The organism is Pseudomonas sp. Soil_N_39, from assembly GCF_057655955.1.
The window spans coordinates 433,898-460,207 of the sequence record NZ_JBDGLI010000003.1 but is presented as its reverse complement, the minus strand read 5'-3'; the positions used below and the strand labels follow the sequence as shown (position 1 = coordinate 460,207).

Here is a 26,310-nt window from a genome sequence, read left to right as displayed (position 1 = left end):
TATACAGAGGCGTTGCGCAGTACCAATATAAGAAATATCGGTTTTTTTCCGTGGATTATGTCCCTGCCCGTCGGCGCGAGGATGGCCGCTGCCCCTCAAGCCTGATAAAATCGCGCGCCTTCGCAGACCGGCAATGGCTGGGCTCCCGGAATAATTCGTACAACGGTTATTCAATGGCCCCGGCGTCGGTCGTTACCCAGAAATCCCCCCTAAAGGCCTGGATCATGAGCAAGCAACCCTCCCTGAGCTACAAGGACGCCGGTGTAGACATCGACGCCGGTGAAGCATTGGTCGAACGCATCAAGAGCGTCGCCAAGCGCACTGCGCGTCCGGAAGTCATGGGCGGCCTGGGCGGTTTCGGCGCCCTCTGCGAGATCCCGGCCGGCTACAAGCAACCGGTCCTGGTCTCGGGCACCGACGGCGTCGGCACCAAGCTGCGCCTGGCCCTGAACCTGAACAAGCACGACAGCATCGGCATCGACCTGGTGGCCATGTGCGTGAACGACCTGGTGGTCTGCGGTGCCGAGCCACTGTTCTTCCTTGACTACTACGCCACTGGCAAACTGAACGTCGACACCGCCGCCCAAGTGGTGACCGGCATCGGCGCTGGCTGCGAATTGTCCGGCTGCTCCCTGGTCGGCGGCGAAACCGCTGAAATGCCCGGCATGTACGAAGGCGAAGACTACGACCTGGCCGGCTTCTGCGTCGGCGTCGTGGAAAAAGCCGAGATCATCGACGGTTCGAAAGTCGCTGCCGGCGATGCCCTGCTCGCCCTGCCGTCCTCTGGCCCGCACTCCAACGGCTACTCGCTGATCCGCAAGATCATCGAAGTCTCGGGTGCCGACATTGAAAACACCCAGCTCGACGGCAAGCCACTGGCCGACCTGCTGATGGCCCCGACCCGCATCTACGTCAAGCCGCTGCTCAAGCTGATCAAGGACACCGGCGCCGTCAAGGCCATGGCCCACATCACCGGTGGTGGCCTGTTGGACAACATCCCGCGCGTGCTGCCAAAAGGCGCCCAGGCCGTGGTCGACGTGGCGAGCTGGACCCGCCCGGCGGTGTTCGACTGGTTGCAAGAGAAAGGCAATGTCGATGAAACCGAAATGCACCGCGTGCTGAACTGCGGCGTGGGCATGGTCATCTGCGTAGCCCAGGAGCACGTCGAGACCGCCCTGAACGTGCTGCGTGAAGCCGGCGAGCAGCCTTGGGTCATCGGCCAGATCGCCACCGCGGCCGAAGGCGCTGCACAGGTCGAGCTGAAAAACCTTAAGGCGCACTGATGTCCGCAACCTGTGACGTGGTGGTGCTGCTGTCCGGCACCGGCAGCAACTTGCAGGCCTTGATCGACAGCACGCGGACCGGCGACAGCCTGGTCCGTATCCGCGCGGTGATTTCCAACCGCGCCGATGCCTACGGCCTGCAACGCGCCAGGGACGCAGGGATTGACACCCGCGTCCTCGATCACAAGGCGTTCGAGGGCCGCGAAGCCTTTGACGCCGCGCTGATGGAACAGATCGACACCTTCAATCCGCAACTGGTCGTACTCGCTGGCTTCATGCGCATCCTCAGCGCTGACTTCGTGCGTCACTACCAGGGTCGCCTGTTCAATATCCACCCCTCGCTGCTACCCAAATACAAAGGGTTACACACTCACCAGCGTGCGTTGGAGGCCGGAGACACCGAGCATGGCTGCTCCGTGCACTTTGTCACCGAGGAACTCGATGGCGGACCACTGGTCGTACAGGCAGTAATACCGGTAGAGTTGCACGACACGCCGCAAAGCCTGGCGCAACGGGTTCACGCCCGCGAGCACCAGATCTACCCGATGGCCGTGCGTTGGTTTGCCGAAGGACGGTTGACCCTCGACGATCGCGGTGCCTCACTGGACGGCCAGTTACTCGCCGCCAGCGGCCATTTGATTCGATACTAGGAGATTTTATGCGTCGCGCCCTGCTCTTCGCTTGCGCTCTGCTTGCCTTGCCCCTGGCACAGGCCGCAGAACTTCAACCGTTCTCCGCCAGCTACACCGCCGACTGGAAACAGTTGCCCATGAGCGGCACCGCCGAGCGCAACCTGACCAAGGAAGCCAACGGCACCTGGAAGCTGAGCTTCAAGGCTTCGATGATGATCGCCAGCCTGACCGAAGAAAGCACCCTGACCCTGGACAAGGACACTCTGCTGCCACAGTCCTACCACTTCGAACGGGGTGGCCTGGGCAAGGCCAAGAAGGCCGACCTGGACTTCGACTGGAACACCAAGATGGTCACCGGCACCGATCGCGGTGACGCGGTCAAGCTGCCGCTCAACCGGGGTATGGTCGATAAATCCACTTACCAGTTGGCCCTGCAACATGACGTGGCGGCTGGCAAGAAAAGCATGAGCTATCAGGTCGTGGACGATGGCGAAATCGATACCTATGACTTCCGTGTCCTGGGCTCGGAGAAGGTCGACACCAAGGCCGGCCAGATCGATGCGATCAAGGTCGAGCGCGTGCGCGACCCGACACAAAGCAAGCGCATCACCGTGCTCTGGTTCGCCAAGGACTGGGATTACCTGCTGGTGCGCCTGCAACAGGTCGAGACCGACGGCAAGGAGTACAACATCATGCTCCAGGACGGCACGGTCAACGGCAAGGCTGTGAAAGGCAGCTGATCCAAGCCGATAACAAGAAGCCCCGCACATGCGGGGCTTTTTGTTGCCCGAGTTTCAAACCCACCACCTACCCCCTGTGGGAGCGAGCTTGCTCGCGATGACGGCTTCACAGTCAACATCACCACCAACTGATACACCGCTATCGCGAGCAAGCTCGCTCCCACAGGGGGGGGTTTGCTTTCAATCAAGGACTGCGCTGCAACATGAAAACTTCTTCATGCACGCCACCTGCGACCGAATGCCGCGCACTGCCTGGCCTGCAGGATTGTTGTGCTTTGCATGAAAACTTCTTAACGAACCGAGGCATTTACTTAGCACGCTATCCAAACCTATAACAAAGTCCTGCACACGCCTTGCTGCAGATAACAGAGATTGGAGCTTGCAAGATGACTGTGAAAGTAACTGAACGCGACGACGCTCATATGTCCCACGAAGGCATTGCCGCCGGCATTCGGATTTGGGACGTGCATCAACAGGATCTACTGGTGGGGATGTTCCACTCCGAAACGGACGCCCATAGCTACAAGGCTGAGCTGGAGCGTGAGGAACGACTGCGCTCGCGTGAAATGGCAGAATCCTGAACGACAGAACCCCCATGAACCTGTGGGAGCAAAGCTTGCTCGCGATAGCACTGTGTCAGACAGAAAAATATTGCCTGATACTCAGCTATCGCGAGCAAGCTTTGCTCCCACAGTTTTCCTAGAGATTTCTGCTGATGTTCCAGGTTTTGCGTTTAGCTTGCTGTCCGGCTTACCACATCAAATCATCCGGAATCTGATACGCCGCGTACGGATCATCGGCATCCACTTCTTCAGTCTGGGTGTTGAGCTGGACGATGCGCTTGGGGTCGCGTTCCTGGATCTTCAGGGCGGCCTCGCGCGGGATCACTTCGTAGCCGCCGGCGTGGTGGACGATCGCCAGGGAGCCACTGCTCAACTTGTTACGCATCAGGGTATTGACCGAGATGCGCTTGACCTTCTTGTCGTCAACGAAGTTGTAATAGTCCTCGGTGGTCAGCTTCGGCAGGCGCGAGACTTCGATCAATTGCTTGATCTGCGCGGCCCGGGCCTTCTGCTCGACCTTTTCCTGCTGCTGTCGGTTGAGTTCCTGGTCGCGCTTGACCTTTTCGGCCATCGCTTCCTGGGCGGCGCGCTGCTGGGAATCATCCAGTTCGATCTGGCCTTTATGGGCCAGGCGTTGCTGCTTCTGTTTCTCTTTGCCGACCTGCTTGGCCTGCTTTTGGTTGACCAGCCCTGCTTTGAGCAACTGGTCGCGAAGGGAAAGGCTCATGGTGCTTACTCACTTAGGCAACGGCCTCAGCCACAGCTGGGCAAATTCTTTTCCTGACGTTTGGCTTCGCCCCACAAGGCGTCCAACTCTTCGAGGGTGCAATCTTCCATGGGACGGTGGGTGTCGCGCAATGCCTGTTCGATAAATCGGAACCGCCGCTCGAATTTCCCGTTGGCGTCGCGCAGCGCGGTTTCCGGGTCGACCTTGAGGTGGCGCGCCAGGTTCACCACGCTGAACAGCAGATCGCCGATCTCTTCGCTGATGGCCACCGGATCGTTGTCGGCCATGGCTTCGAGCACTTCGTCCAGTTCCTCGCGGACTTTGTCGAGCACCGGCAACGGGCCTGGCCAGTCGAAACCGACCTGGCCGGCACGCTTCTGCAGCTTCGCCGAGCGGGACAACGCCGGCAGCGCCCCCGGTACATCGTCAAGTAGCGACAATTGCTCGGGCGCCGAGGCTTTCTCGGCCCGTTCCTCAGACTTGATTTCTTCCCAGCGCTGCTTGACCTGTTCTTCGCTCAGGCGCGGGATATCCACGGGCGCATACAGGTCACCGGTAGGAAATACATGAGGATGGCGGCGGATCAGCTTGCGGGTGATGCTGTCGACCACGCCAGCGAATTCGAAGCGGTTTTCTTCCCGGGCCAACTGGCTGTAATACACCACCTGGAACAACAGATCGCCCAACTCGCCCTGCAAGTGATCGAAATCGCCGCGCTCGATCGCATCGGCCACCTCGTAGGCTTCTTCAAGCGTATGGGGAACGATGGTGGCGTAGGTTTGCTTGATGTCCCACGGGCAGCCGTACTGCGGGTCCCGCAGGCGGTTCATCAGGTGGAGCAGGTCTTCGAGGCTGTACATCAATCCATCCCATTACAAAAAAGCCCTGTGGGAAATAATTCAATGAGCGCACGCCTGTGGGAGCACGTCTGTGAGAGCAGGCCTGTGGGAGCAAAGCTTGCTCGCGATATCGGTGAGTCAGTCTCCAGATAGGCTGGGGCCACTACCACAATCGCGAGCAAGCTTTGCTCCCACAGGCTTTGCTCCCACAGGCTTGTTCCCACATTTTTGGACTGCGCTTAACCCGGCGTCCGGTTACGCCGGGTCTCGATGATGTTCGGCAACTGGGAAATCCGCCCCAGCAACCTCCCCAGCGCATCCAACCCCGGAATCTCGATGGTCAGGGACATCAGCGCGGTGTTGTCTTCCTTGTTCGAACGGGTGTTGACCGCCAGCACGTTGATCCGCTCGTTCAGCAACACCTGGGACACGTCACGCAGCAGACCGGATCGGTCGTAGGCGCGGATGACGATGTCCACCGGATAGGTGAGCACCGGCACCGGGCCCCAGCTGACCTGGATGATCCGCTCCGGCTCGCGACCGGCCAGTTGCAGCACCGATGCACAGTCCTGACGGTGGATGCTCACGCCGCGGCCCTGGGTGATGTAGCCGACGATCGCATCCCCTGGCAACGGCTGGCAGCAGCCGGCCATCTGGGTCATCAGGTTGCCCACGCCCTGGATCTGGATATCGCCGCGCTTGCCCGGCTTGTAGCCGGTGGCCTTGCGCGGGATCAACTCCAGTTGCTCGTTGCCCCGCTCCGGCTCCACCAGTTGCTGGGCCAGGTTGACCAACTGCGCCAGGCGCAGATCGCCGGCACCGAGGGCGGCAAACATGTCCTCGGCGGTTTTCATGTTGGCTTTTTCGGCCAGCTTGTCGAAGTCAACCTGCGGCAAGCCCAGGCGACCGAGTTCACGCTCGAGCAAGGTCTTGCCGGCGGCGACGTTCTGGTCGCGGGCCTGCAACTTGAACCAGTGAACGATTTTCGCCCGCGCCCGGGAGGTGGTGATGTAGCCCAGGTTCGGGTTCAGCCAGTCGCGGCTCGGCGTGCCGTGCTTGCTGGTGATGATCTCGACCTGTTCACCGGTCTGCAGGCTGTAGTTGAGTGGCACGATCCGCCCGTTGATCTTGGCACCGCGGCAGTTGTGGCCGATCTCGGTGTGGACCCGGTAGGCGAAGTCCAGCGGTGTCGCGCCCTTGGGCAGGTCGATCGCGTGGCCGTCGGGGGTGAAGATGTAGACCCGGTCCGGTTCGATGTCGACGCGCAGCTGTTCGGCCAGGCCGCCGATGTCACCCAGTTCCTCATGCCACTCGAGCACCTGACGCAGCCAGGAGATTTTCTCTTCGTAGTGGTTGGACCCGGACTTGACGTCGGTGCCCTTGTATTTCCAGTGGGCGCAGACGCCCAACTCGGCTTCCTCGTGCATGGAGTGGGTGCGGATCTGCACTTCCAGCACCTTGCCCTCGGGGCCGATCACCGCGGTGTGCAACGAGCGATAGCCGTTTTCCTTAGGGTTGGCGATGTAGTCGTCGAACTCCTTGGGAATGTGTCGCCACAAGGTGTGGACGATCCCCAGGGCGGTGTAGCAGTCGCGCATTTCCGGGACCAGTACACGAACGGCGCGAACGTCGTAGATCTGGCTGAACTCCAGGCCCTTGCGCTGCATTTTTCGCCAGATCGAGTAGATGTGCTTGGCCCGGCCACTGATGTCGGCTTCCACGCCCGTGGCCTGCAATTCTTCGCGCAACTGGGTCATCACATCGGTGATGAAGCGCTCGCGATCCAGGCGCCGTTCATGCAACAGCTTGGCGATCTGCTTGTATTGATCGGGTTCCAGGTAGCGGAAGGACAAATCCTCCAGCTCCCACTTGATGTGACCGATGCCGAGACGATGGGCCAGGGGCGCATAGATGTCGAACACCTCCCGGGCGACGCGATTGCGCTTTTCGTCATCGGCGGACTTCACGGCGCGGATCGCACAGGTGCGCTCGGCCAGCTTGATCAGCGCGACGCGCACGTCGTCGACCATCGCTACCAGCATCTTGCGCAGGTTTTCCACCTGGCCCTGGGTGCCCAGCACCATGGACTGGCGCGGGCTGAGGCTGGCGCTGATGGCGGCCATGCGCAGCACGCCGTCGATCAGCTTGGCCACCACGGTGCCAAAGCGCTGGCTGACCACCGGTAGCTGGATCTGCCCTTCGCGCACGCCGCGGTACAGCACCGCCGCTACCAGGGAATCCTGGTCGAGCTTGAGGTCAGCAAGAATTTCGGCGATTTCCAGGCCCGTCTGGAAACTCGAGGTGCCTTCGGACCACAGGTTTTTCGCCGCGTTGTGTTGCTGCTCCGCCTCGCGAGCGAACTCGCAGGCGGCCTTCAAGGCCTCGCGATCCAGTGCCATGTCGACGCTGACCGCATGATCGAGCCAAGCCTCGAGATTGATACTGCCGTCGGTGTTGATCGGCTGGTGTGCTCTCACCTGTACCATCTTTACTTACCTTCCCTACGACGCAGATTCAATGCGTCAACTTCGCTGACCTTTATGCCCGTGTTTGCGCCCAGGACTGTGGCGGATTGGCACGAGCGGGTCAGTCGGACAAGCCATCCTGGCTCGCTTCAAATAACGCCATGGCCTCGACATGCGCCGTTTGAGGAAACATATCGAGAATCCCGGCACGTTTTAACCGGTAGCCCTGCTTGATCAGTTCGACCGTATCCCGGGCCAAAGTTGCCGGGTTGCACGAAACATAAACCAACCGCTTGGCACCCAGGGACGACAGCTTGCGCACCACCTCGAAAGCACCGTCACGGGGTGGGTCCAAGAGTACCGCAGAAAAGCCTTCGCCGATCCATTCGGCATCCGCCAGAGGCTGGGATAAATCGGCCTGAAAAAAGGCAGTGTTATTCAAATTGTTGCTGACGGCATTGGCCGCCGCACGCTCCACCATGGTTTGCACGCCTTCGACGGCCACCACTTGGCGCACGCTTTTGGCCAGCGGCAAGGCAAAGTTGCCCAGGCCGCAGAACAGATCCAGCACCCGTTCCTCGGCTCGCGGCGCCAGCCATTGCAGGGCCTGGGCGATCATCGCCTCGTTGACCCCGGCGTTCACCTGGATGAAATCCCCAGGCCGGTACGCCAGCTCAAGGTCCCAGGCGTCCAAGCGAAACCCCAGGGCCTGCCCGGGCTCGACCGGTTGCGGTCCACCTTCACCGTGCAACCACAACTGGGCTTCATGAAACGCGCAGAAATCCTTGAGGATCGTCAGGTCGGCCTCCGACAGCAGCGCCATGTGGCGCAGCAATACCGCGATAGCCGAGCCGGCGAACAATTCCACATGCCCCAACGCCTGGGGTTTGCTCAAACGTCGAAGCATCTCCGGCAGGCGACTCATGATCGGCTGCAAGGGCTGTACCAGCACCGGGCAATCACCTATGGCGACGATGTCCTGGGTGCCAGCGGCGCGGAAACCCACTTCGAGCTTTTTCGCCTTCTGGTCCCAACGCACTGCCACCCGGGCGCGACGTCGATAACCAAACTCCGGCCCGCTCAACGGCGCGGCCCATTCATCCGGCTCGACCCCGGCCACCCGCGACAACTGCTCGGCGAGCATGCGCTGTTTCAGGGCGAGTTGTTCGTCATGGGGCAAATGTTGGACGCTGCAACCGCCGCAACGACCGGCATGGATGCACGGCGCCGGGCGACGCAGTTCACTGGACACGAACACCCGCTCGGTGCGGGCCTCAACCACTTTGCCGTGGGCACCGAGCACCCGCGCCTCGACCTCTTCACCGGCCAGGGCGCCGATGACGAACCAGGTCCGGCCATCGACGAACGCAATGCCTCGGCCATCGTTGGCCAGGCGTTCAATGGTCAAGCGCTGCTTTTTACCGGTGGGCACCTGCGGGGCCCGGCTTCCGCCGCTGGGCTGGAAGCGCAAGCCTCTTTCTTGCTTGGCCATCAGTTGGGCGCGTCGAAAATGCCGGTCGACAGGTAACGGTCGCCACGGTCACAGATGATCGCGACGATCACCGCATTCTCCACTTCCTTGGACAAGCGCAGCATCCCCGCCACGGCACCGCCCGAAGACACGCCACAAAAGATGCCTTCTTCGCGCGCCAGGCGACGGGTCACGTCCTCGGCTTCGCTCTGGGCCATGTCGATGATGCGGTCCACGCGGTCGGCCTGGTAGATCTTTGGCAGATACTCTTCGGGCCAGCGGCGGATGCCGGGGATGGCCGAGCCTTCCATCGGTTGCAGACCAATGATCTGCACGTTCGGGTTCTGTTCTTTCAGGTAGCGCGAGGTGCCCATGATGGTACCGGTGGTGCCCATCGAGCTGACGAAATGAGTGATCGTGCCGTCGGTCTGGCGCCAGATCTCAGGGCCGGTGGTGGTGTAGTGGGCCTCGGGATTGTCGCCGTTGGCGAATTGATCCAGCACTTTGCCACGCCCCTCGGCCTGCATGCGCTCAGCCAGGTCCCGGGCGCCTTCCATGCCCTGCTCCTGAGTCACCAGGATCAACTCGGCGCCGTAGGCCGTCATCGCCGCCTTGCGCTCGGCGCTGGAGTTGTCGGGCATGATCAGGATCATCTTGTAGCCCTTGATCGCCGCCGCCATCGCCAAGGCAATACCGGTGTTGCCGGAGGTCGCCTCGATCAGCGTATCGCCGGGTCGGATCTGCCCACGCAATTCACCACGGGTGATCATCGACAACGCCGGCCGGTCCTTGACCGAACCCGCCGGGTTATTCCCTTCGAGCTTGAGCAAAAGCGTATTGGTGGTCTCGCCGGGCAAGCGCTGCAAGCGGACCAGCGGAGTGTTGCCGACGCAATCGGCGATGGTGGGGTACTGCAAAGTCATGGCGTATTCGCAATCCGGGCTGCGGGGGCGCCTATCATACCGGCAAACCCGGCGAGGCCATATCACGCAAAGTAAGGGGGTTATGGCTTATGGGAATAAGCGAGGCGAAAGCCGGGGGCGCTGCTGGATGGAGGAGCTTGTCCCCCGCCACCAAATCCGCGCTCGCGCACGTGATGCTCAGGCCTATGTGGTCGATTCCGTACTCCACACAACCTTTTTCCTACAGGCCTGAGCGCTCAAATCATGCATGTATCTCTGTTGTAAGTACCGTCCGTAGGCACTCTTCCTGTCTGTTTGTGGGCTCGTTCCTTTTATATCGACGACCAGGCGTTTAAAGCTATCTGGCTTTGCACCGTGTTCTTTACAGTCGTACCGCTAAACGTATTAGTAGGTGTTGAGCAATAACGATGGTCGACGCGAAACAAAAAGATCCACACCCCAGCGCTCGGCGCGCTTGCGGGCCACGCTTGCGCAACCTATTGGAAGAGTACGACATCTCTCCCTCAGGATTTGCCGAGGTGCTCGGTATCAGCCCTCAATGCCTGACTAACTGGAGCGCGCGGGGCATACCTCGGCTGCGGGTGGAGCAATTGGCGCGTTTGCTGAGTGTCAGTGAAGTGTGGCTGGTGACTGGGGAGGGTGAGCGGGCACGTGACCTAAATCGGCAGGTAGAACAGGATCAAACTGGTTCGGGGGGGTGACTGGAGTGCATTTCCGACGAAGACACCCTCCTCCACTTGCGTCGCCTGTTTGGAAAACATGAATTGGCTGTCGGCATCCTGGTTGTGATCAATGGCTATTGGGTGACCGGATCTCATCAGCAGACAGCCAGTTGAGCGAATATTCAAGATCGCCTCATGGGAGGCTATCACTGCAGATCGCAGTGCTAGACCCGGCAGGCGCAAATGCGGGCAGCGAGGTGAGTCTGGCCGGGGACCGCATACCTGGAACCGGCCCCTATCTGCCACTCAAATCTATATAACCCGAACGTAAAATACCCCCTCAATTTTCTGGTCGTCGATAGTTATGACATTAAAACTACCTTTGTATTTTTTTTGCATCCAGAATATCTCAAGAATTAAAACTCCGTTTTCGCGATATCCTCAAACCCGTTAAAATCCAGTTCTATCCGAATGTTATGTTGCTCAATGTCATAGGTACCAGGTTCTACCACGAAGTGGAACTGCATTATAATTGCACCTTGACCCTTCTTTATATACGCCACGAAGCCTTCAGGCTTACTCAGAATATACATATTCTCGGCCGTAATAGTGACCTGCCCATTAATTGTCGCCGTCATTAAGCCGCTCGCATTAGGCTACAGGAGCAGCCTTTTTCACTTTTATCTTTTCTTTGTCGCTCCGGGTGTTCATGTTTTTCTCCCGATGTCGTTATATAACTCAACGACACCGAGCTTAAGCAACAGAAAAAAACAACACCTGTCAAGGTTGACAGTCCCGACCGATGGTCAATGGGCGAGCCTGAGCCGACACATGCTCGGATGTTGCCTACGGTCAACTACGAGATTGACTTCAGACGTCACCGCCGCCTTTCACTGTGGGCATTGCCCAGCACTACCGATGCACAGCGGACATAAATTTTACAAAGATCCCCCGCCCGCAAATCGCTACACTGCGCAGGTGGTGCGTGCCGGATGCGCGCACAGTTCAATCAGACGCTGGATGCAGGAGACAAGTGTGCTCAAGAAACTGGGAATCAAAGGCCGTGTGCTGTTGCTCACCCTGTTGCCGACCAGCCTGATGGCGCTGGTCCTGGGCGGCTATTTCACCTGGATGCAGCAAGCGGACCTGCACGCCCAATTGCTGCAACGGGGCGAGATGATCGCCGAGCAACTGGCCCCGCTGGTCGCCCCGGCCATGAGCCGCCAGGACACCGATCTGTTGGAGCGCATCGCCACCCAGTCTCTCGAACAGACGGACGTGCGCGCCGTGACCTTCCTCGCCCCCGACCGCGCGCCGCTGGCCCACGCCGGCCCGACCATGCTCAACCGGGCACCGGAGGGCAACAGTGCGCAGTTGCTGCAACGCACCGGCAACGACGCTACGCGTTATCTATTGCCGGTATTCGGCAAGCACCGCAACCTGGCGGGCGAACTGATTCCCGAAGAAACCGACCGCCTGCTGGGCTGGGTCGAGTTGGAGTTGTCCCACAGCGGCATGTTGCTAAGCGGTTATCGCAGTATGTTCGCCAGCCTGCTGTTGATCGCCGCCTGCCTGGGCCTGACCGCGCTGCTGGCCCTGCGCATGGGGCGCACGATCAACCGTCCGCTGAGCCAGATCAAGCATGCCGTGGCGCAACTCAAGGACGGCCACCTGGAAACCCGCCTGCCACCGCTGGGCAGCCAGGAGCTGGACGAGCTGGCCTCGGGCATCAATCGCATGGCCAGCACTTTGCAGAACGCCCAGGAAGAACTGCAGCACAGCATCGACCAAGCCACTGAAGACGTGCGCCAGAACCTGGAAACCATCGAGATCCAGAACATCGAGCTGGACCTTGCCCGCAAGGAAGCCCTGGAAGCGAGCCGGATCAAATCCGAGTTCCTGGCAAACATGAGCCATGAAATTCGCACACCGCTCAACGGCATTCTCGGTTTTACCCACCTGTTGCAGAAAAGCGAACTGACCCCGCGCCAGCTCGACTACTTGGGCACCATCGAGAAATCCGCCGACAGCCTGCTGGGGATCATCAATGAAATCCTCGACTTTTCGAAGATCGAGGCCGGCAAGCTGGTGCTCGACAGTATTCCGTTCAATCTGCGGGACCTGTTGCAGGACACCCTGACCATCCTTGCCCCAGCCGCCCACGCCAAGCAGTTGGAACTGGTGAGCCTGGTCTATCGGGACACGCCGCTGTCGCTGGTGGGCGATCCACTGCGCCTCAAGCAGATCCTCACCAACCTGGTGAGCAACGCCATCAAGTTTACCCGCGAGGGCACCATCGTCGCTCGGGCCATGCTCGAGGACGAGCACGAAGACAGCGTGCAGTTGCGCATCAGCATCCAGGACACCGGCATCGGCCTGTCCAGCCAGGACGTGCGGGCGCTGTTCCAAGCGTTCAGCCAGGCTGACAACTCACTGTCGCGGCAACCGGGTGGCACCGGCTTGGGCCTGGTGATTTCCAAGCGCCTGGTGGAACAGATGGGTGGCGAGATCGGCGTCGATAGCACACCGGGGGAAGGCTCGGAGTTCTGGATCAGCCTGCGCCTGCCCAAGACCCGTGACGATGCCGAAGACCTGCCCGGCCCGCCGTTGCTGGGCCGGCGCGTGGCGGTACTGGAGAACCATGAACTGGCCCGCCAGGCCTTGCAGCACCAGCTCGAAGACTGCGGCCTGCAAGTGACGCCGTTCAACACCCTGGAGAGCCTGACCAACGGCATCACCGTCGCCCACCAGACCGACCAGGCGATCGATCTGGCCGTGCTGGGCATCACCAGCAACGACATGCCGCCGGAGCGCCTCAACCAGCACATCTGGGACCTTGAACACCTGGGCTGCAAAGTGCTCGTGCTGTGCCCCACCACCGAACAGACCCTGTACCACCTCTCGGTGCCCAACCCGCACAGTCAGTTGCAGGCCAAGCCGGCCTGCACCCGCAAGTTGCGCCGCTCGCTGTCCGACCTGGTCAACCCGCGCCCGACCCGCAGCGAACCCAGCGAGCCGGTTGCCAGCCGTGCCCCGAAAGTGCTGTGCGTGGACGACAACCCGGCCAACCTGCTGCTGGTGCAGACCCTGCTCGAAGACATGGGCGCCAAGGTGCTGGCGGTGGAAAGCGGCTACGCAGCGGTCAAGGCCGTGCAGAAGGAAACCTTCGACCTGGTGTTGATGGACGTGCAGATGCCCGGCATGGACGGTCGCCAGAGCACCGAGGCGATCCGCCAGTGGGAAAGCGAGCGACACTGCACACCGCTGCCCATCGTCGCCCTCACCGCCCACGCCATGGCCAACGAAAAACGCGCCCTGCTGCAAAGCGGCATGGACGACTACCTGACCAAACCCATCAGCGAACGGCAACTGGCCCAGGTGGTGCTCAAATGGACTGGCCTGGCCCTGCGCAACCAGTCGCCGGAGCGCAGCAGCGATGCCCAGGGTGGCAGCGAACTGTTGGTGCTCGATCACGAAGAAGGCTTGCGCCTGGCCGCTGGCAAGGCTGACCTGGCAGCGGACATGCTGGCGATGCTGCTGGCGTCCCTGGAAGCCGACCGTGAGGCGATCCGCCAGGCCTGCGAGGCCAACGATCACAACGCCCTGATCGAACGGGTCCACCGCCTGCACGGTGCCACTCGCTACTGCGGCGTGCCGCAATTGCGGGCGGCCTGCCAGCGCAGCGAAACCCTGCTCAAGCAGCAGGACCCCAAGGCTGCCGTCGCCCTGGAAGAATTGGAGCGTGCCATCAACCGCCTGGCCAGCGAGGCGCGTATCAGTGCCTGATCCAGGGCAATACCCCTGGACCCGGAATCGCTGAAAATCCATGCTCCTACCCCGGACTGTAGGAGCTGACGAGTGCAACGAGGCTGCGATCTTACCCCTGGCGATTGAATCGCAAGCGAAAGATCGCAGCCTCGCTTCGCTCGACAGCTCCTACGGGTTTGTTTTTTGCCAGGAGGCCGCCATGCGCGTGATTTTTTTCAGCAGCCAGACCTACGACCGCGACAGTTTCACCCAGGCCCCGACGCCCGCGGGCCTTCAATTGCACTTCCAGCCCGCCCGCCTGAACCTGGACACCGTGGCCCTGGCCGAACGGCATGAAGGGGTGTGCGCCTTCATCAACGACGACCTCAGCGCCCCGGTGCTGGAGCGGTTGGCCGCAGGCGGTACGCGGCTGATCGCCCTGCGCTCGGCCGGCTACAACCATGTCGACCTGCTCGCCGCCAAGCGCCTTGGCTTGAGCATCGTCCGAGTCCCGGCCTACTCGCCCCATGCCGTGGCCGAACATGCCGTGGCGTTGATCATGGCCCTCAATCGCTGCCTGCACCGTGCCTACAACCGCACCCGGGACGGCAATTTCAGCCTCCATGGGTTGACCGGGTTCGACCTGGTGGGCAAGACCGTCGGCGTGATCGGCACCGGGCAGATCGGCGCCACGTTCGCGCGGATCATGGCCGGCTTCGGCTGTCAGCTGCTGGCCTACGACCCCTACCCCAACCCAAAGGTCGAAGCTTTGGGCGCCCGCTACTTGCCCTTGGTCGATCTGCTCGCGCAGGCGCAAATCATCAGCCTGCATTGCCCGCTGAACGAACAGAGCCGCCATCTGATCAACGCCCAAACCCTGGCCGCGATGCAACGCGGCGCCATGCTGATCAATACCGGGCGTGGCGGCCTGGTGGACACACCGGCCCTGATCGAAGCCTTGAAAAGCGGCCAGTTGGGCTACCTGGGCCTGGATGTGTATGAGGAAGAAGCCCAGTTGTTTTTCAAGGACCGCTCCGACCTGCCCCTGCAGGATGACGTGTTGGCACGGCTGCTGACCTTTCCCAACGTGATCGTCACCGCCCACCAGGCGTTCCTGACCCATGAAGCGTTGGCCGCCATTGCCATGACCACCCTGGACAACATCGCCGCCTGGGCGGCTGGCACGCCACAGAACCTGGTAGACAGCTAAACCTTGAGCTAGCACACCCCCTGTGGGAGCGAGCTTGCTCGCGATAGCGGTGCATTAGCCGGCCTCAATGTTGACTGACACACTGCCATCGCGAGCAAGCTCGCTCCCACAGGGGATGGAGTTTCGTCGGCCTGATCTCCAGATCTCCACCATCGAGACCATCCCCAGCCATGCCCCGTGCTAGCATGTCGCGCCTATTTGGAGGACCCATGGCCGAACACGATTTCCGCTACACCCTGATGAACCCGCAGCACACCTTGACCGAAGTCCGTGCCCTGGCGCCGGGCCGCTACCAGGTCACCGGCAATGGCGGTTCGATCCAGGCCAACGATGTATTGCTCGTCACGCTCAAGGGCAGCAAGGACTTGTCCATGCGCCTGACCGTGGACACCGTGCGGCACCTGCTCAAGCCCATGGGCCAATGGACGGCCATGACCACCGGTCCGGTGTTCGGCGAACTGGCGATCCACACTTGGCAGGTCAACTGCGACGGCTGCGCCAAGACGCTGAGCTTCGAATTCGCCGTCGATGCCAAGCTCGGCGTCAAGGCCGAGAAAACGGCCGCCACCGCACGAATCGCCGAACTGGGCTGGACCACCGTGGGTGAAAAACACCTGTGCCCGACCTGCCAGGAAGCCGCCTGATGAAACGTTTGGCCCTGTCCGCGTCGATCGGCATGAGCCTGATGGGGTGTGCCGCTGAACCTGTGCAGTTGCAACACAACCGCAGCTATATCCTGGAATGGATCGGCGAACGGCCCTTGATGGACTACAGCCACCTGACCATCACCCTTGGGGATGACGGCCGGGCCTATGGCAACGGCGGCTGCAACCACTGGTTCGCGCCCTACACCTTGGAAGGCCATCGCTTGAGCTTCGGCAAGATCGGCAGCACCCGCAAGCTCTGCGCCCCGGCGTTGATGGAGCAGGAGACGCGCTTCTTGCAGGCACTGGAAAAGGTCGAACGCTGGGACATCTCGCCCATCGAACAGATGCGCTTCTGGCCGGCCCAGGGCAAGCCGCTGCGGTGGTGGCTGGAAGAGGGCTGAGGCTATTCCCGAGTGTGCCAAAGCCCCCTGTGGCGAGGGGATTTATCCCCGCTGGGCTGCGTAGCAGCCCCCCTGCGCTCCGTCTGACACACCGCAGTGGCAAATAGATCTTGGGGCCGCTTCGCGCCCCAGCGGGGATAAATCCCCTCGCCACAAAGTGTCCGCTCCAATAGGGGAGGCCTGCTCCCTCGCCACCATCTGCTATTTAAGCGCTTGCAACGCCTCAAGCCTGGCCATCACCCCCGCCGCCGTCTGCTCCCCCAGCAACTGTTCGCGCACCTTGCCCTGGTTGTCGATGATGTAAGTCACCGGCAGCCCTTCGCTGCGCGGCAGGTCGAAGATCTCGGCCGGATCCCTCGCCAATACCGTGAAGCGAATCCCCATCTTGTCGCTGGCACTCTTGAGCTCTTCGCCCTGCACCTGGTCGAAGTTGACCCCGAACACGCCGACGTTGCGCCCCTTGAGCTGTTCGACCAAGGCATTGAATTCCGGGATTTCGGTGCGGCACGGCGCGCACCATTCCGCCCAGTAGTTGAGCACCAGCCATTGTTTGTCCAGCCGCTGCGAAGCGATGGCCTGACCGTTCTGGTCCACCCCGTAGTCGTTTCCGCAACCGGCGAGCAACAGGATGCCCATGAATGTCAGTGCCGCCATCAATCGCCTTGTCATGTGCCAATCCTTGTCTGAATGTGAACGCCGCTGCGACCCGTCGCCTCTCTAAGGTGCTAGGGTCTTCGCGGCACAGTAGAATAGCCGCCACCTTACGCAAGATGCGACCCGCTCATGACCGATCTGACGCTTTATCACAACCCGCGCTGCTCGAAATCCCGCGGTGCGCTGGAACTGTTGGAGGCCCGCGGCCTGACGCCCACCGTGGTCCGCTACCTGGAAACCCCGCTCGACGCCACGCAATTGGAACGCCTGCTGGGCAAGCTCGGTATCAGCGCCCGGCAGCTGCTGCGCACCGGCGAGGACGAATACAAAGACTTGAACCTGGCCGACGAAAGCCTGAGCCAGGCCCAGTTGATCGCAGCCATCGCCGCGCACCCGAAACTCATGGAGCGGCCGATTCTGGAAACCGGTGAAAAGGCCATGATCGGTCGTCCGCCGGAGAAGATCCTGGAGATCCTGCCGTGAGCACGCCATACATCCTGGTGCTGTATTACAGCCGCAGCGGCTCCACCAACGAAATGGCCCGGCAGATCGCCCGTGGTGTCGAACAGGCCGGGCTGGAAGCCAGGCTGCGTACGGTGCCGGCGATTTCCGCCGAGTGCGAAGCGGTGTCCCCGGACATTCCTGAGCAAGGGCCGTTGTACGCCAGCCTCGATGACCTGAAAAACTGCGCCGGCCTGGCCTTGGGCAGCCCGACCCGGTTCGGCAACATGGCCGCGCCGCTCAAGTACTTTCTCGACGGCACCAGCAACCTGTGGCTGACCGGCGCGCTGGTGGGTAAACCGGCCGGGGTATTCACCTCCACCGCGAGCCTGCACGGCGGCCAGGAAACCACCCTGCTGTCGATGATGCTGCCGCTGTTGCACCACGGCATGCTGATCACCGGCCTGCCCTACAGCGAATCGGCCCTTATCGACACCCTGGGCGGCGGTACGCCCTATGGCCCGAGCCATCATGCCGGGGCCGACGGTAAAAGCGGCCTGAACGAACATGAGGTCGCCCTGTGCCGCGCCTTGGGCTCGCGCCTGGCGAAAACCGCCCTGCTGCTGGAGAACGGCCGTGGCTAAGAAGCCGAAGATCCTGCCTCCCATCCAATGGCTGGAACCGCGCGTACGCATCGCCCGCGTCCTCAGCCTGCTGTGCTTTTTCGGCCTGGTGGGGTTGCTCAGCGCCTACTACCTGCTGATCGCCGACCTGCATGGCGCGCGCCCTTGGGTGATTCTGCTGATCGAGCTGGTGCCGCTGCTGATACTCGCGCCCGGCATGCTCAGCGGCAGCGCCCGTGGACACTCGTGGATGTGCTTCGTGGTGAATTTGTATTTCATCAAGGGCGCGCTGGCGGCCTATGACCCTAACCGGCAGCTGTTCGGCGTGCTGGAAATGGCAGCGAGCGTGGCGGTGTTCTGCTCGGCCCTGCTGTATGTGCGTTGGCGGTTTCAGTTGAACCGGCGGTTGGCTGGCGAAGGCGAGATCTCCGTCGCCTAATAGACCGCTATCGCGAGCAAGCTCGCTCCCACACTAGATTTGTGAACACCGTAAATCCCCTGTGGGAGCGAGCTTGCTCGCGATAGCCGCAACTCGGTCTCAATGATTGACGGTGTAAGCCAGCATCATCGAAATCTGCGACATCGGCCGCCCACCACTCTCTTCATGCCACTGGTTAAAGGCATTCTGCACCGTCGCCAGGTCCCGCAAGCTGGTGGGGACTTTGTCGATGATGTCCTGGGCATTGAGCGCGGCCACCACGTCATAACTGGGCACAAAGGTGTCCTTGCCCATCATCCGCAAGAAGCGCGGCGCCGACAGGCCGCCCAGTTGATGGCCGTGCTTTTTCAGGTAGGTCCACAGGCCGACGATGTCGGTCACCGGCCAGTCGGCGACCAGCGCGCCGAAGCTGCCCTTTTCGTGGGCCACGTCCAATATCAACTGCGCGTTGCGCGGCACGCTCTTGAGCTTGCCCAGGTGGCGGATGATCCGCGCGTCCTGCATCAACCGCTCCAGGTGCTCGGCGCTCATCAGCACGACTTTCTCCGGGTCGAACTTGAAGAACACCTCTTCGAAGGCTGGCCACTTGGCGTCCACGAGGCTGTGCTTGAGCCCGGCGCGGAACACCCGCAGCGCCATGGTCGAGAGGTAGCGATCGTCGCTGATCTTGCGCAGTTGCGCCGGGGTCTTGGGCACCGGCAGGTGGGCTTCCAGTTCAGCCGCCGAACCGAAGCGGTTCAGACAATACTCGTGCAGCCACTTGTAATCGCGCATGCCCTCTCCAGGTTTAAAAATGAAAACGGCGCCCTAAGTGGCCTGTATGGCCCGTTCTGTTAGTCAACTTCGGGGGCCAGAAGTTGAACTAACGAACAGGCCACACAGGCCACCGCGCCGTGAATAGGAGCCTTTGCCCTCGTCAGAGGTTCACCACATTGACGAACCGCGGGGTGGCGTTTTCGTCGATGCGCAGATTGGTGAAGTCGAACAGGTTGCGGTCCGCCAGTTGCGACGGAATGACGTTCTGCAAGCCGCGGAAAATGCTCTCGGTACGGCCCGGGGTCTTGCGTTCCCACTCCTGGAGCATCTCCTTGACCACCTGGCGTTGCAGGTTTTCCTGGGAGCCGCACAGGTTGCAGGGGATGATCGGGAACTGCTTGAAATCCGAGTAGGCCTGGATGTCTTTCTCGCTGCAATAAGCCAGCGGGCGGATCACCACGTTGCGCCCGTCATCGGCCCGCAGCTTGGGCGGCATGGCCTTGAGCGAGCCGTTGTAGAACATGTTCAGGAAGAAGGTCTCGACGATGTCGTCGCGGTGGTGACCCAGGGCCATCTTGGTCGCACCGATCTCGTCGGCGAAGGTGTAGAGCGTGCCGCGCCGCAGGCGTGAGCACAGCGAACAGGTGGTCTTGCCTTCGGGAATCAGTTCCTTGACCACCGAATAGGTGTCTTTCTCGACGATGTGATATTCCACGCCCAGCGACTCAAGGTAGGCCGGCAGCACATGCTCGGGAAACCCGGGTTGCTTCTGGTCCATGTTCACCGCGACGATGTCGAACTTGATCGGCGCAACCTTCTGCAAATGCATCAGCACATCGAGCAAGGTGTAGCTGTCCTTGCCGCCGGACAGGCAGACCATGACCTTGTCGCCGTCCTCGATCATGTTGAAATCGGCGACCGCCTCACCGGCCTGGCGGCGCAGGCGCTTTTGCAGTTTGTTCTGGTTGACCGTAAGAGTGCCCATGACGCGAAATCCGTGAGGTGTGACGAAAGGCCGGCATTTTACGCAAAAAACCCGCCGTCGGCGAAGGGTTGATGCACCACTGTTGTGGTCAAGATTGTGGGAGCAAAGCTTGCTCGCGAAGCAGATGCCTCGGTTTCTGAAAGACCGCATCGCTTCCATCGCGGGCAAGCCTTGCTCCCACAATCGCCTCGCCACAAAGTGAATTTCGTTGCCAACAGTTATGTACAGACCCATCGGCGATTAACACCCTTGCCTACAGCGCGATTTGCTCTAAGCCCCCCATCCCCCTCGGGGTAACTCCTTTCTATACTGCGACATAAGGTCGCACACATTATCCAGACCTTCACTTACTTGGCCGTTTTGGCCCGTAGGCGCTCCGTTGGGGGGCGATGGCAATAACAAAGGAGTGACTGACTATGATCCATCATGTCGTGGGGCTCTTTACCCACCCTGATCAAGAATGGAAAGAAATCCGTGGCGATCAGGAGGAAAGCATCAGCCACATGTACCTCACCCACACGCTGATCCTGGCGGCCATTCCCGCGGTTTCGGCGTTCATCGGCACCACGCAGGTGGGATGGGTCATCGGCAATCGTCCACCGGTCATGCTCACGCAGGAAAGCGCGCTGTGGATGACCATCATGTCGTACCTGGCCATGTTGGGCGGCGTGGCGGTCATGGGCGCCTTCATCCACTGGATGGCTCGCACCTACGACGCCAACCCGAGCCTGGCCCGTTGCGTCGCGTTCGCCACCTACACCGCGACACCTTTGTTCATCGGCGGCCTGGCGGCGCTCTACCCGCACATGTGGCTGGGGATGATCGTCGGCACGGCGGCAATCTGCTACACCGTCTACCTGCTGTATGTAGGGCTGCCAACGTTCATGAACATTCCCCAGGACGAAGGCTTTCTGTTTTCCAGTTCGGTGCTCGCCGTCGGCCTGGTGGTGCTGGTGGCCATCATGGCGTTCACGGTGATCGTCTGGGGGCTGGGCGTCGGCCCGGTCTATACCAATTGAAGTAGTGCCCGCCAATAAAAAAACAGGATCTGCCGACACAGGCCGCCGCAAGGCGGCCTTCCTGTGTTTGAAACGACCACTGGGCGCCTGGACGATTCGCAACGGCCGACGCTTGCGGCATACTCGGGCTTCTGGAGACCCGTAAAGCATGCTCGAGCAACTCAATACCCGCGTCGAAGAGTGTTACCAACAAGCTGAATCCTTTTTCAAACGTCCTTTCAAACGCCCTGTGGTCAGCTTCAAATTGCGCGGCCAGAAGGCCGGTGTCGCGCACCTGCATGAAAATCTGCTGCGCTTCAACCCACAGTTGTACCGGGAAAACGCCGAAGACTTCCTCAAGCAGACCGTCGCCCACGAAGTCGCGCACCTGATCGCCCACCAACTGTTTGGCGAACGTATCCAGCCCCATGGCGAAGAATGGCAACTGATCATGCGTGGGGTGTACGAACTGCCGCCCAACCGTTGCCACACCTACGAAATCAAACGCCGCAGCGTGACCCGCTACATCTACAAGTGCCCTTGCGACGGCAGCGACTTCCCGTTCTCGGCCCAGCGCCACAGCCTGGTGCGCCAGGGGCGACGGTATTTGTGCCGTAGCTGTCGCAATACCTTGGTGTTCAGTGGGGAGACCAGGGTCGAGTAGCCATTCTTTGTAGTGTTTGGACTGGCCTCATCGCGAGCAAGCTCGCTCCCACATTGGGTCTGCGGTGTTCACACCCCCCCTGGGGGAGCGAGCTTGCTCGCGATGACGGCCTGACAGGCGCTACAAAACCACCCCACGCTTACGCAACGCTTCGATCCGCTCCACGCTGATCCCCAATTCCCCCAACACCTGATCCGTATGTGCCCCCAGCCCCGCACCAATATGCCGAGGCTCGGGCAATCCTTCGGAAAACTTCAATGGACAGGCCATCTGCGCCTGGTTCGAACCATCCCCTCGGGGCACCCGTGTCACCAGCTCCCGAGCCTGCAACTGCGGATGCTGCACAGCTTCCTCGAGGCTCAGCACCGGCTCGACGCAGGCATCGATCCCCGCAAACAAGCTGCACAGCTCGGCAAAATCATGCTTCTCGAACTCGGTTTGCAACGCCTGCTTCAGGGCCTGTTGTTGCTCAGGCTTGGGCGACAACCCTTGTGCCGCCAGTTCCGGCCGCCCCAAGGCCTCGCACAGCGCCTGCATGAAGGAAGGTTCCAGGCTGCCCACCGACATCCAGCGACCATCGCGGGTGCGGTAATAGTCGTAGAAGCTGCCGCCGTTGAGCATCTGGTTTTCCCACCCCGGTTCCACACCACAGGCCAGATAACCGGCACCGGCCATAGCGTTGAGGCTGAATACGCAGTCAGTCATGCTCACGTCCAGGTGCTGCCCCTGGCCGGTCTGCTGACGGGCGATGACCGCTGCCAACAGCCCGATCACCCCGTGCAACGAACCACCGGCGATGTCCGCCACCTGGATGCCCAGCGGCAACGGCCCGCTGCCGGCACGACCGGTGTGGCTGGCCAGCCCCGCCAGGGCCAGGTAGTTGATGTCGTGACCGGCGCGGTCCTTATAGGGCCCGGTCTGGCCGTAGCCGGTGATCGACACGTAGATCAGCCGCGGATTGATGGCTTTCAAGGCTTCGTATCCCAGGCCGAGCCGCTCCATCACGCCGGGGCGGAACTGTTCCAGCAGGATGTCGTAGTCCCCCAGCAATTGCGTGATCACCTCCAACGCTTCCGGCTGCTTGAGGTCCAGGGCCAGGCTGCGCTTGTTGCGGTTGAGATAGGCATGGCTGGCCGATACACCCTGGTCATGGGGCGGCAGCACCCGCAGCAAGTCCTGGCGAGTCGGCGACTCGATGCGCAACACCTCGGCCCCCATGTCCGCCAGCAACAGCGAGGCGAACGGACCAGGCAGCAGGGTCGAGAAGTCCAGAACCTTGAGCGATGCCAGTGGGCCTTGCATGGGCGATCTCCGAGGGGTGATGGTGAAAGACTAGGCAGGGGTTGGCGGTGGGGCAATTACCGCAGGTGTCACAAGGGATGACCATTGCGCTCAAGGCAGGTACGGATTTCTTTGTGGCGAGGGGATTTATCCCCGCTGGGCTGCGAAGCGGCCCCAGGATTCATCTGCCACCTAGTGTGTCGGATCAGACGCAGGGGGCTACTGCGTAGCCCTGCGGGGATAAATCCCCTCGCCACAAAAGCGCTCTCACCACAAAAACACTCTCGCCTGAAAAACGAGGCGCAATAAAAAACCCGCCGAAGCGGGTTTTTTATTGCAGCCTGAAGATTACCTCACAGCGCCTGGAGCAGAGGTTTCAGCCGCTGCAATCTGCGCCGCCGCGATCTGCTCGTCGTCTTCACGGACATCGGAGATACCACGACCACCGGAAGCCAACTCAGTCTGCAACTGGTCTTCGTCCAGCTCCTTGACCCACTTGGCAACCACGATCGTGGCGACGGCGTTGCCCACCAGGTTGGTCAGGGCGCGAGCTTCGGACATGAAGCGGTCGATACCCAGGATCAGTGCCAGGCCGGCTACCGGCAAGGTGCCCACGGCCGACAGGGTGGCCGCCAGTACGATGAAGCCGCTACCGGTCACGCCAGCCGCACCTTTGGACGACAGCAGCAGCACCAGCAGCAGGGTGATCTGGTGAGTCAGGTCCATTGGGGTGTCGGTGGCCTGGGCAATGAACACCGCAGCCATGGTCAGGTAGATCGAAGTACCGTCGAGGTTGAACGAGTAGCCAGTCGGGATGACCAGGCCTACGACCGACTTCTTGGCACCCAGGCGTTCCATCTTGATCAGCATGCGAGGCAGGGCCGATTCCGAAGAGGAAGTACCCAGCACGATCAGCAGTTCTTCACGGATGTAGCGGATCAGCTTGACGACGCTGAAGCCGTGGGCGCGGCAGATGGCGCCCAGGACCACCAGCACGAACACCACGCAAGTGATGTAGAAGCAGATCATCAACTGGCCCAGTTGCACCAGCGAACCAACACCGTAGGCGCCGATGGTGAAGGCCATGGCACCGAACGCACCGATAGGCGCCAGCTTCATGATCATGTTGATGATGATGAACATCACGTGGGCGAAGCGATCGATGAAGTCCAGCACCGGCTTGCCGTAGGCACCCAGGCGATGCAGGGCGAAACCGAAGAGCACCGAGAACATCAGCACTTGCAGGATGTCGCCGTTGGCGAACGCCCCCACGATGGTGTTCGGGATCACGTTGAGAACGAAGGCGATGATGCTCTGGTCTTTACTGGCCGAGATGAAACCGGCGATCTTGCTGGTGTCCAGGGTCGACACGTCGATGTGCATGCCGGCGCCCGGTTGCACGACGTTGACCACGACCAGGCCGATCAGCAGGGCAATGGTGGAAACGATTTCGAAGTACAGCAGCGCGTAGCCGCCAGTCTTGCCCACCGATTTCATGTTCTGCATGCCGCCGATACCACTGACGACGGTACAGAAGATGATGGGGGCGATGACCATTTTGATCAACTTGATGAACCCGTCGCCGAATGGCTTGAGGGCAACACCGGTCTGCGGGTAGAAGTGGCCGAGCAAAATACCGATGGCAATGGCTACGATCACCTGGAAATACAGGGATTTGTACAGTGGCTGACGAGTCGTCATGGCAAACCTTCCTCAAGAGTCCCGCATGACGACTTCCACCTGTCGTCCACGGCACCTCAATTGCGAACCCTCCTGCACTGGAGGGATTTGTTTTTTTCGGCTGCACGCGGCAGACCTGCAAGCTGTATCGCAAGGCCCGTGCCATTTTTTTGAAAAGCCCTACAGCCGTGATTACAGAAGGGTTCGCGGATTCATCAGGGATTAAACAGGAAGGTGAAGAGTGGCGGATTTCCGCCCGCAGGTTGTTTACCGCTCCGGGATTTGGCGGATTTCCGCCTTGTTCCACCTCGTCCCCCTGCTACCATCGCCCGCTTAACGGACGGATTTCTGCCATGCGCCAACGCACGATTGCCAGCCACTTCGCCCGTGCCGCCTTGGGCGGTGCGCGTCGGCAAGACTTCGACTACTTTCCCTTGCTGCAACAGCTGGGCATCAGCCCCGAGCTTTTGGATGAGCCGCGTGCGCGAATTGCGCCGGAGCAGTTCGCCCGCCTATTGCAAGCCCTGTGGTTGGGAATGGAGGACGAATACCTGGGATTCGGCCGGGCGGCGAGTAAACCCGGGACGTTTGCCATGATGTGTCACGCGTTGATCCACTGTCGGACCCTGGGCAAGGCCCTTCAGCGCGGCTTGCTGTTCTACAGCCTGTTCCCCGACGCCCCGCGCCTGACGCTGGAAACCGAAGGCGAACGGGTGCGGCTGGTGCTGGACGACTCGACGCTGTGGGACCCCGATCACTTCCTGACTGAAAGCCTGCTGGTGGTCTGGCATCGCCTCGCCAGTTGGCTGATCGGCCAGCGGATCGGCCTGGAACAGGTGACTTTCGGCTACGCCAAGCCCGCCCACGGGGCCGAATACGACTTATTGTTCCCCTACCCGCTGGTGTTCGACACGCCCGGCAGCAGCCTGTTGTTCCACAGCCGCTACCTGGACATGCCGCTGTTGCAGGACGAACGCACCCTCAAGCATTTCCTCGAACACTCCCCCGCCGACCTCTTGTCACGCCCGGACGATGGCCACAGCCTGAGCAGCCAACTGCGCCGCCTGCTCAGCCGTGACACGGCGCGCTGGCCCGACCTGGACACCGTCGCCGCTCATTTGCACATCAGCCCGCAGACCTTGCGCCGGCATCTGCGGGAAGAAGGTACCAGCTTCCAGGAACTCAAGGATCAACTGCGGCGGGATATCGCCATCTACCATCTGGGGCGTGCGGAGCTGTCGTTGCAGCAGATCGCCGAGCAGTTGGGGTTCTCCGAACCGTCGGCGTTTCACCGGGCGTTCAAGAAGTGGACGGGGCTGACGCCGGGGGCTTATCGGGCGATGGAGAACTGACTGTTTTTGTGGTGTGCTGACTGGCCTCATCGCGAGCAAGCTCGCTCCCACAGGGGATTTGTGAGCGCCGAAAATCCAGTGTGGGAGCGAGCTTGCTCGCGATGAGGCCAGCGGCGACCCCAGCAAT

General features: G+C 61.1%; 24 protein-coding genes. 14 read left to right on the top strand and 10 right to left on the bottom strand.

The features are described 5' to 3' along the window. Window positions 1-224: 224 nt before the first annotated feature. The 4 genes from purM to AC3A5O_RS06850 all read left to right on the top strand — a co-directional run bounded on the left by purM (window position 225) and on the right by AC3A5O_RS06850 (window position 3,236). Window positions 225-1,283, top strand: a complete 1,059-nt coding sequence (gene purM, locus AC3A5O_RS06865; protein WP_003204658.1) for a phosphoribosylformylglycinamidine cyclo-ligase — start codon at window positions 225-227, stop codon at window positions 1,281-1,283. Then, on the top strand, window positions 1,283-1,933 hold the full coding sequence (gene purN, locus AC3A5O_RS06860; protein ID WP_487752988.1) for a phosphoribosylglycinamide formyltransferase: 651 nt from the start codon (window positions 1,283-1,285) through the stop codon (window positions 1,931-1,933). The genes purM and purN overlap by 1 nt, the downstream gene beginning before the upstream one ends. Window positions 1,934-1,941: 8 nt before the next feature. Further along, window positions 1,942-2,655 carry a DUF3108 domain-containing protein gene (locus AC3A5O_RS06855; protein ID WP_122569231.1) on the top strand — a complete coding sequence of 238 codons (714 nt, stop codon included), beginning with the start codon at window positions 1,942-1,944 and terminating at the stop codon, window positions 2,653-2,655. Window positions 2,656-3,041: 386 nt separating this feature from the next. Further along, window positions 3,042-3,236, top strand: a complete 195-nt coding sequence (locus tag AC3A5O_RS06850; protein WP_025215049.1) for a hypothetical protein — start codon at window positions 3,042-3,044, stop codon at window positions 3,234-3,236. Window positions 3,237-3,405: 169 nt separating this feature from the next. On the opposite strand, the gene AC3A5O_RS06845 is transcribed toward AC3A5O_RS06850, so the two are convergent. From AC3A5O_RS06845 to cysM, 5 genes are all read right to left on the bottom strand, one after another. Next, window positions 3,406-3,945, bottom strand: a complete 540-nt coding sequence (locus AC3A5O_RS06845) for a DUF2058 domain-containing protein (protein WP_053124301.1) — start codon at window positions 3,943-3,945, stop codon at window positions 3,406-3,408. Between the two features lie 26 nt (window positions 3,946-3,971). Further along, the gene (mazG, locus tag AC3A5O_RS06840; protein ID WP_487752987.1) at window positions 3,972-4,805 is read right to left on the bottom strand and encodes a nucleoside triphosphate pyrophosphohydrolase; all 834 of its coding nucleotides are present in this window, start codon (window positions 4,803-4,805) and stop codon (window positions 3,972-3,974) included. Between the two features lie 218 nt (window positions 4,806-5,023). Further along, window positions 5,024-7,270: a GTP diphosphokinase gene (gene relA / locus AC3A5O_RS06835; RefSeq protein WP_122569234.1), complete on the bottom strand. Its 2,247-nt coding sequence runs from the start codon at window positions 7,268-7,270 to the stop codon at window positions 5,024-5,026. Window positions 7,271-7,370: 100 nt separating this feature from the next. Continuing rightward, window positions 7,371-8,741 (bottom strand): 23S rRNA (uracil(1939)-C(5))-methyltransferase RlmD, encoded by a 1,371-nt coding sequence (gene rlmD, locus AC3A5O_RS06830; RefSeq protein ID WP_487752986.1) that lies wholly within the window; start codon window positions 8,739-8,741, stop codon window positions 7,371-7,373. Beyond that, window positions 8,741-9,643, bottom strand: a complete 903-nt coding sequence (gene cysM, locus AC3A5O_RS06825) for a cysteine synthase CysM (protein ID WP_305490956.1) — start codon at window positions 9,641-9,643, stop codon at window positions 8,741-8,743. Before cysM ends, rlmD begins: the two co-directional genes overlap by 1 nt. Window positions 9,644-11,340: 1,697 nt before the next feature. On the opposite strand from cysM, the gene AC3A5O_RS06820 reads away from it, so the two are divergent. The 4 genes from AC3A5O_RS06820 (at window position 11,341) to AC3A5O_RS06805 (ending at window position 16,310) form a co-directional block, all read left to right on the top strand. Continuing rightward, window positions 11,341-14,091, top strand: a complete 2,751-nt coding sequence (locus tag AC3A5O_RS06820; protein WP_122569238.1) for a response regulator — start codon at window positions 11,341-11,343, stop codon at window positions 14,089-14,091. Between the two features lie 181 nt (window positions 14,092-14,272). Continuing rightward, on the top strand, window positions 14,273-15,262 hold the full coding sequence (locus AC3A5O_RS06815; RefSeq protein WP_305468107.1) for a 2-hydroxyacid dehydrogenase: 990 nt from the start codon (window positions 14,273-14,275) through the stop codon (window positions 15,260-15,262). A gap of 209 nt (window positions 15,263-15,471) precedes the next feature. Further along, window positions 15,472-15,906 carry a hypothetical protein gene (locus tag AC3A5O_RS06810; RefSeq protein WP_122569240.1) on the top strand — a complete coding sequence of 145 codons (435 nt, stop codon included), beginning with the start codon at window positions 15,472-15,474 and terminating at the stop codon, window positions 15,904-15,906. Further along, complete coding sequence (locus AC3A5O_RS06805) at window positions 15,906-16,310, top strand: META domain-containing protein (RefSeq protein WP_060741057.1); 405 nt, start codon at window positions 15,906-15,908, stop codon at window positions 16,308-16,310. The genes AC3A5O_RS06810 and AC3A5O_RS06805 overlap by 1 nt, the downstream gene beginning before the upstream one ends. Before the next feature lie 201 nt (window positions 16,311-16,511). Here AC3A5O_RS06805 and AC3A5O_RS06800 read toward each other — a convergent pair whose 3' ends face one another. Then, entirely contained in the window at window positions 16,512-16,979 is a 468-nt protein-coding gene (locus tag AC3A5O_RS06800; protein WP_487752985.1) for a TlpA family protein disulfide reductase, read from the bottom strand. Window positions 16,980-17,093: 114 nt separating this feature from the next. Here AC3A5O_RS06800 and arsC point away from each other — a divergent pair, with 114 nt between their 5' ends. Genes arsC through AC3A5O_RS06785 form a run of 3 tightly spaced genes read left to right on the top strand, consistent with a single transcriptional unit; the run spans window position 17,094 to window position 18,467 of the window. Beyond that, the gene (gene arsC, locus AC3A5O_RS06795; RefSeq protein ID WP_487752984.1) at window positions 17,094-17,447 is read left to right on the top strand and encodes an arsenate reductase (glutaredoxin); all 354 of its coding nucleotides are present in this window, start codon (window positions 17,094-17,096) and stop codon (window positions 17,445-17,447) included. Beyond that, complete coding sequence (wrbA, locus tag AC3A5O_RS06790; RefSeq protein ID WP_122569243.1) at window positions 17,444-18,049, top strand: NAD(P)H:quinone oxidoreductase; 606 nt, start codon at window positions 17,444-17,446, stop codon at window positions 18,047-18,049. Before arsC ends, wrbA begins: the two co-directional genes overlap by 4 nt. Continuing rightward, window positions 18,042-18,467: a DUF2069 domain-containing protein gene (locus AC3A5O_RS06785; RefSeq protein ID WP_122569244.1), complete on the top strand. Its 426-nt coding sequence runs from the start codon at window positions 18,042-18,044 to the stop codon at window positions 18,465-18,467. The genes wrbA and AC3A5O_RS06785 overlap by 8 nt, the downstream gene beginning before the upstream one ends. A 99-nt stretch (window positions 18,468-18,566) precedes the next feature. On the opposite strand, the gene AC3A5O_RS06780 is transcribed toward AC3A5O_RS06785, so the two are convergent. Further along, the gene (locus tag AC3A5O_RS06780; RefSeq protein ID WP_109753950.1) at window positions 18,567-19,241 is read right to left on the bottom strand and encodes a DNA-3-methyladenine glycosylase I; all 675 of its coding nucleotides are present in this window, start codon (window positions 19,239-19,241) and stop codon (window positions 18,567-18,569) included. 142 nt (window positions 19,242-19,383) lie between these two features. After that, complete coding sequence (gene ttcA / locus AC3A5O_RS06775) at window positions 19,384-20,208, bottom strand: tRNA 2-thiocytidine(32) synthetase TtcA (protein WP_003204698.1); 825 nt, start codon at window positions 20,206-20,208, stop codon at window positions 19,384-19,386. Between the two features lie 416 nt (window positions 20,209-20,624). Between ttcA and AC3A5O_RS06770 the strand changes: the two genes are divergently transcribed. Continuing rightward, window positions 20,625-21,227: a Yip1 family protein gene (locus AC3A5O_RS06770; RefSeq protein WP_039591896.1), complete on the top strand. Its 603-nt coding sequence runs from the start codon at window positions 20,625-20,627 to the stop codon at window positions 21,225-21,227. 148 nt (window positions 21,228-21,375) lie between these two features. Next, on the top strand, window positions 21,376-21,870 hold the full coding sequence (locus AC3A5O_RS06765; protein ID WP_003204703.1) for a SprT family zinc-dependent metalloprotease: 495 nt from the start codon (window positions 21,376-21,378) through the stop codon (window positions 21,868-21,870). Window positions 21,871-21,990: 120 nt separating this feature from the next. On the opposite strand, the gene AC3A5O_RS06760 is transcribed toward AC3A5O_RS06765, so the two are convergent. Both AC3A5O_RS06760 and AC3A5O_RS06755 read right to left on the bottom strand, forming a co-directional pair. Next, entirely contained in the window at window positions 21,991-23,172 is a 1,182-nt protein-coding gene (locus tag AC3A5O_RS06760) for a CaiB/BaiF CoA transferase family protein (RefSeq protein ID WP_487752983.1), read from the bottom strand. A 327-nt stretch (window positions 23,173-23,499) separates the two neighbouring features. Then, window positions 23,500-24,852: a dicarboxylate/amino acid:cation symporter gene (locus AC3A5O_RS06755; protein ID WP_122569247.1), complete on the bottom strand. Its 1,353-nt coding sequence runs from the start codon at window positions 24,850-24,852 to the stop codon at window positions 23,500-23,502. Window positions 24,853-25,184: 332 nt separating this feature from the next. Here AC3A5O_RS06755 and AC3A5O_RS06750 point away from each other — a divergent pair, with 332 nt between their 5' ends. Continuing rightward, window positions 25,185-26,183: an AraC family transcriptional regulator gene (locus AC3A5O_RS06750; protein ID WP_460082271.1), complete on the top strand. Its 999-nt coding sequence runs from the start codon at window positions 25,185-25,187 to the stop codon at window positions 26,181-26,183. Window positions 26,184-26,310: the final 127 nt, after the last annotated feature.

Excerpts from the sequence above, each read along its gene's own strand:
- AC3A5O_RS06805 (WP_060741057.1), top strand. The coding sequence starts at position 15,906 with ATGAAACGTTTGGCCCTGTCCGCGTCGATCGGCATGAGCCTGATGGGG.
- purN (WP_487752988.1), top strand. The coding sequence starts at position 1,283 with ATGTCCGCAACCTGTGACGTGGTGGTGCTGCTGTCCGGCACCGGCAGC.
- AC3A5O_RS06815 (WP_305468107.1), top strand. The coding sequence starts at position 14,273 with ATGCGCGTGATTTTTTTCAGCAGCCAGACCTACGACCGCGACAGTTTC.
- AC3A5O_RS06850 (WP_025215049.1), top strand. The coding sequence starts at position 3,042 with ATGACTGTGAAAGTAACTGAACGCGACGACGCTCATATGTCCCACGAA.
- AC3A5O_RS06765 (WP_003204703.1), top strand. The coding sequence starts at position 21,376 with ATGCTCGAGCAACTCAATACCCGCGTCGAAGAGTGTTACCAACAAGCT.
- AC3A5O_RS06760 (WP_487752983.1), bottom strand. The coding sequence starts at position 23,172 with ATGCAAGGCCCACTGGCATCGCTCAAGGTTCTGGACTTCTCGACCCTG.
- AC3A5O_RS06845 (WP_053124301.1), bottom strand. The coding sequence starts at position 3,945 with ATGAGCCTTTCCCTTCGCGACCAGTTGCTCAAAGCAGGGCTGGTCAAC.
- AC3A5O_RS06780 (WP_109753950.1), bottom strand. The coding sequence starts at position 19,241 with ATGCGCGATTACAAGTGGCTGCACGAGTATTGTCTGAACCGCTTCGGT.
- AC3A5O_RS06855 (WP_122569231.1), top strand. The coding sequence starts at position 1,942 with ATGCGTCGCGCCCTGCTCTTCGCTTGCGCTCTGCTTGCCTTGCCCCTG.
- AC3A5O_RS06755 (WP_122569247.1), bottom strand. The coding sequence starts at position 24,852 with ATGACGACTCGTCAGCCACTGTACAAATCCCTGTATTTCCAGGTGATC.
- AC3A5O_RS06800 (WP_487752985.1), bottom strand. The coding sequence starts at position 16,979 with ATGACAAGGCGATTGATGGCGGCACTGACATTCATGGGCATCCTGTTG.
- purM (WP_003204658.1), top strand. The coding sequence starts at position 225 with ATGAGCAAGCAACCCTCCCTGAGCTACAAGGACGCCGGTGTAGACATC.
- rlmD (WP_487752986.1), bottom strand. The coding sequence starts at position 8,741 with ATGGCCAAGCAAGAAAGAGGCTTGCGCTTCCAGCCCAGCGGCGGAAGC.
- relA (WP_122569234.1), bottom strand. The coding sequence starts at position 7,270 with ATGGTACAGGTGAGAGCACACCAGCCGATCAACACCGACGGCAGTATC.
- AC3A5O_RS06750 (WP_460082271.1), top strand. The coding sequence starts at position 25,185 with ATGCGCCAACGCACGATTGCCAGCCACTTCGCCCGTGCCGCCTTGGGC.
- arsC (WP_487752984.1), top strand. The coding sequence starts at position 17,094 with ATGACCGATCTGACGCTTTATCACAACCCGCGCTGCTCGAAATCCCGC.
- AC3A5O_RS06770 (WP_039591896.1), top strand. The coding sequence starts at position 20,625 with ATGATCCATCATGTCGTGGGGCTCTTTACCCACCCTGATCAAGAATGG.
- ttcA (WP_003204698.1), bottom strand. The coding sequence starts at position 20,208 with ATGGGCACTCTTACGGTCAACCAGAACAAACTGCAAAAGCGCCTGCGC.
- AC3A5O_RS06810 (WP_122569240.1), top strand. The coding sequence starts at position 15,472 with ATGGCCGAACACGATTTCCGCTACACCCTGATGAACCCGCAGCACACC.
- mazG (WP_487752987.1), bottom strand. The coding sequence starts at position 4,805 with ATGTACAGCCTCGAAGACCTGCTCCACCTGATGAACCGCCTGCGGGAC.
- cysM (WP_305490956.1), bottom strand. The coding sequence starts at position 9,643 with ATGACTTTGCAGTACCCCACCATCGCCGATTGCGTCGGCAACACTCCG.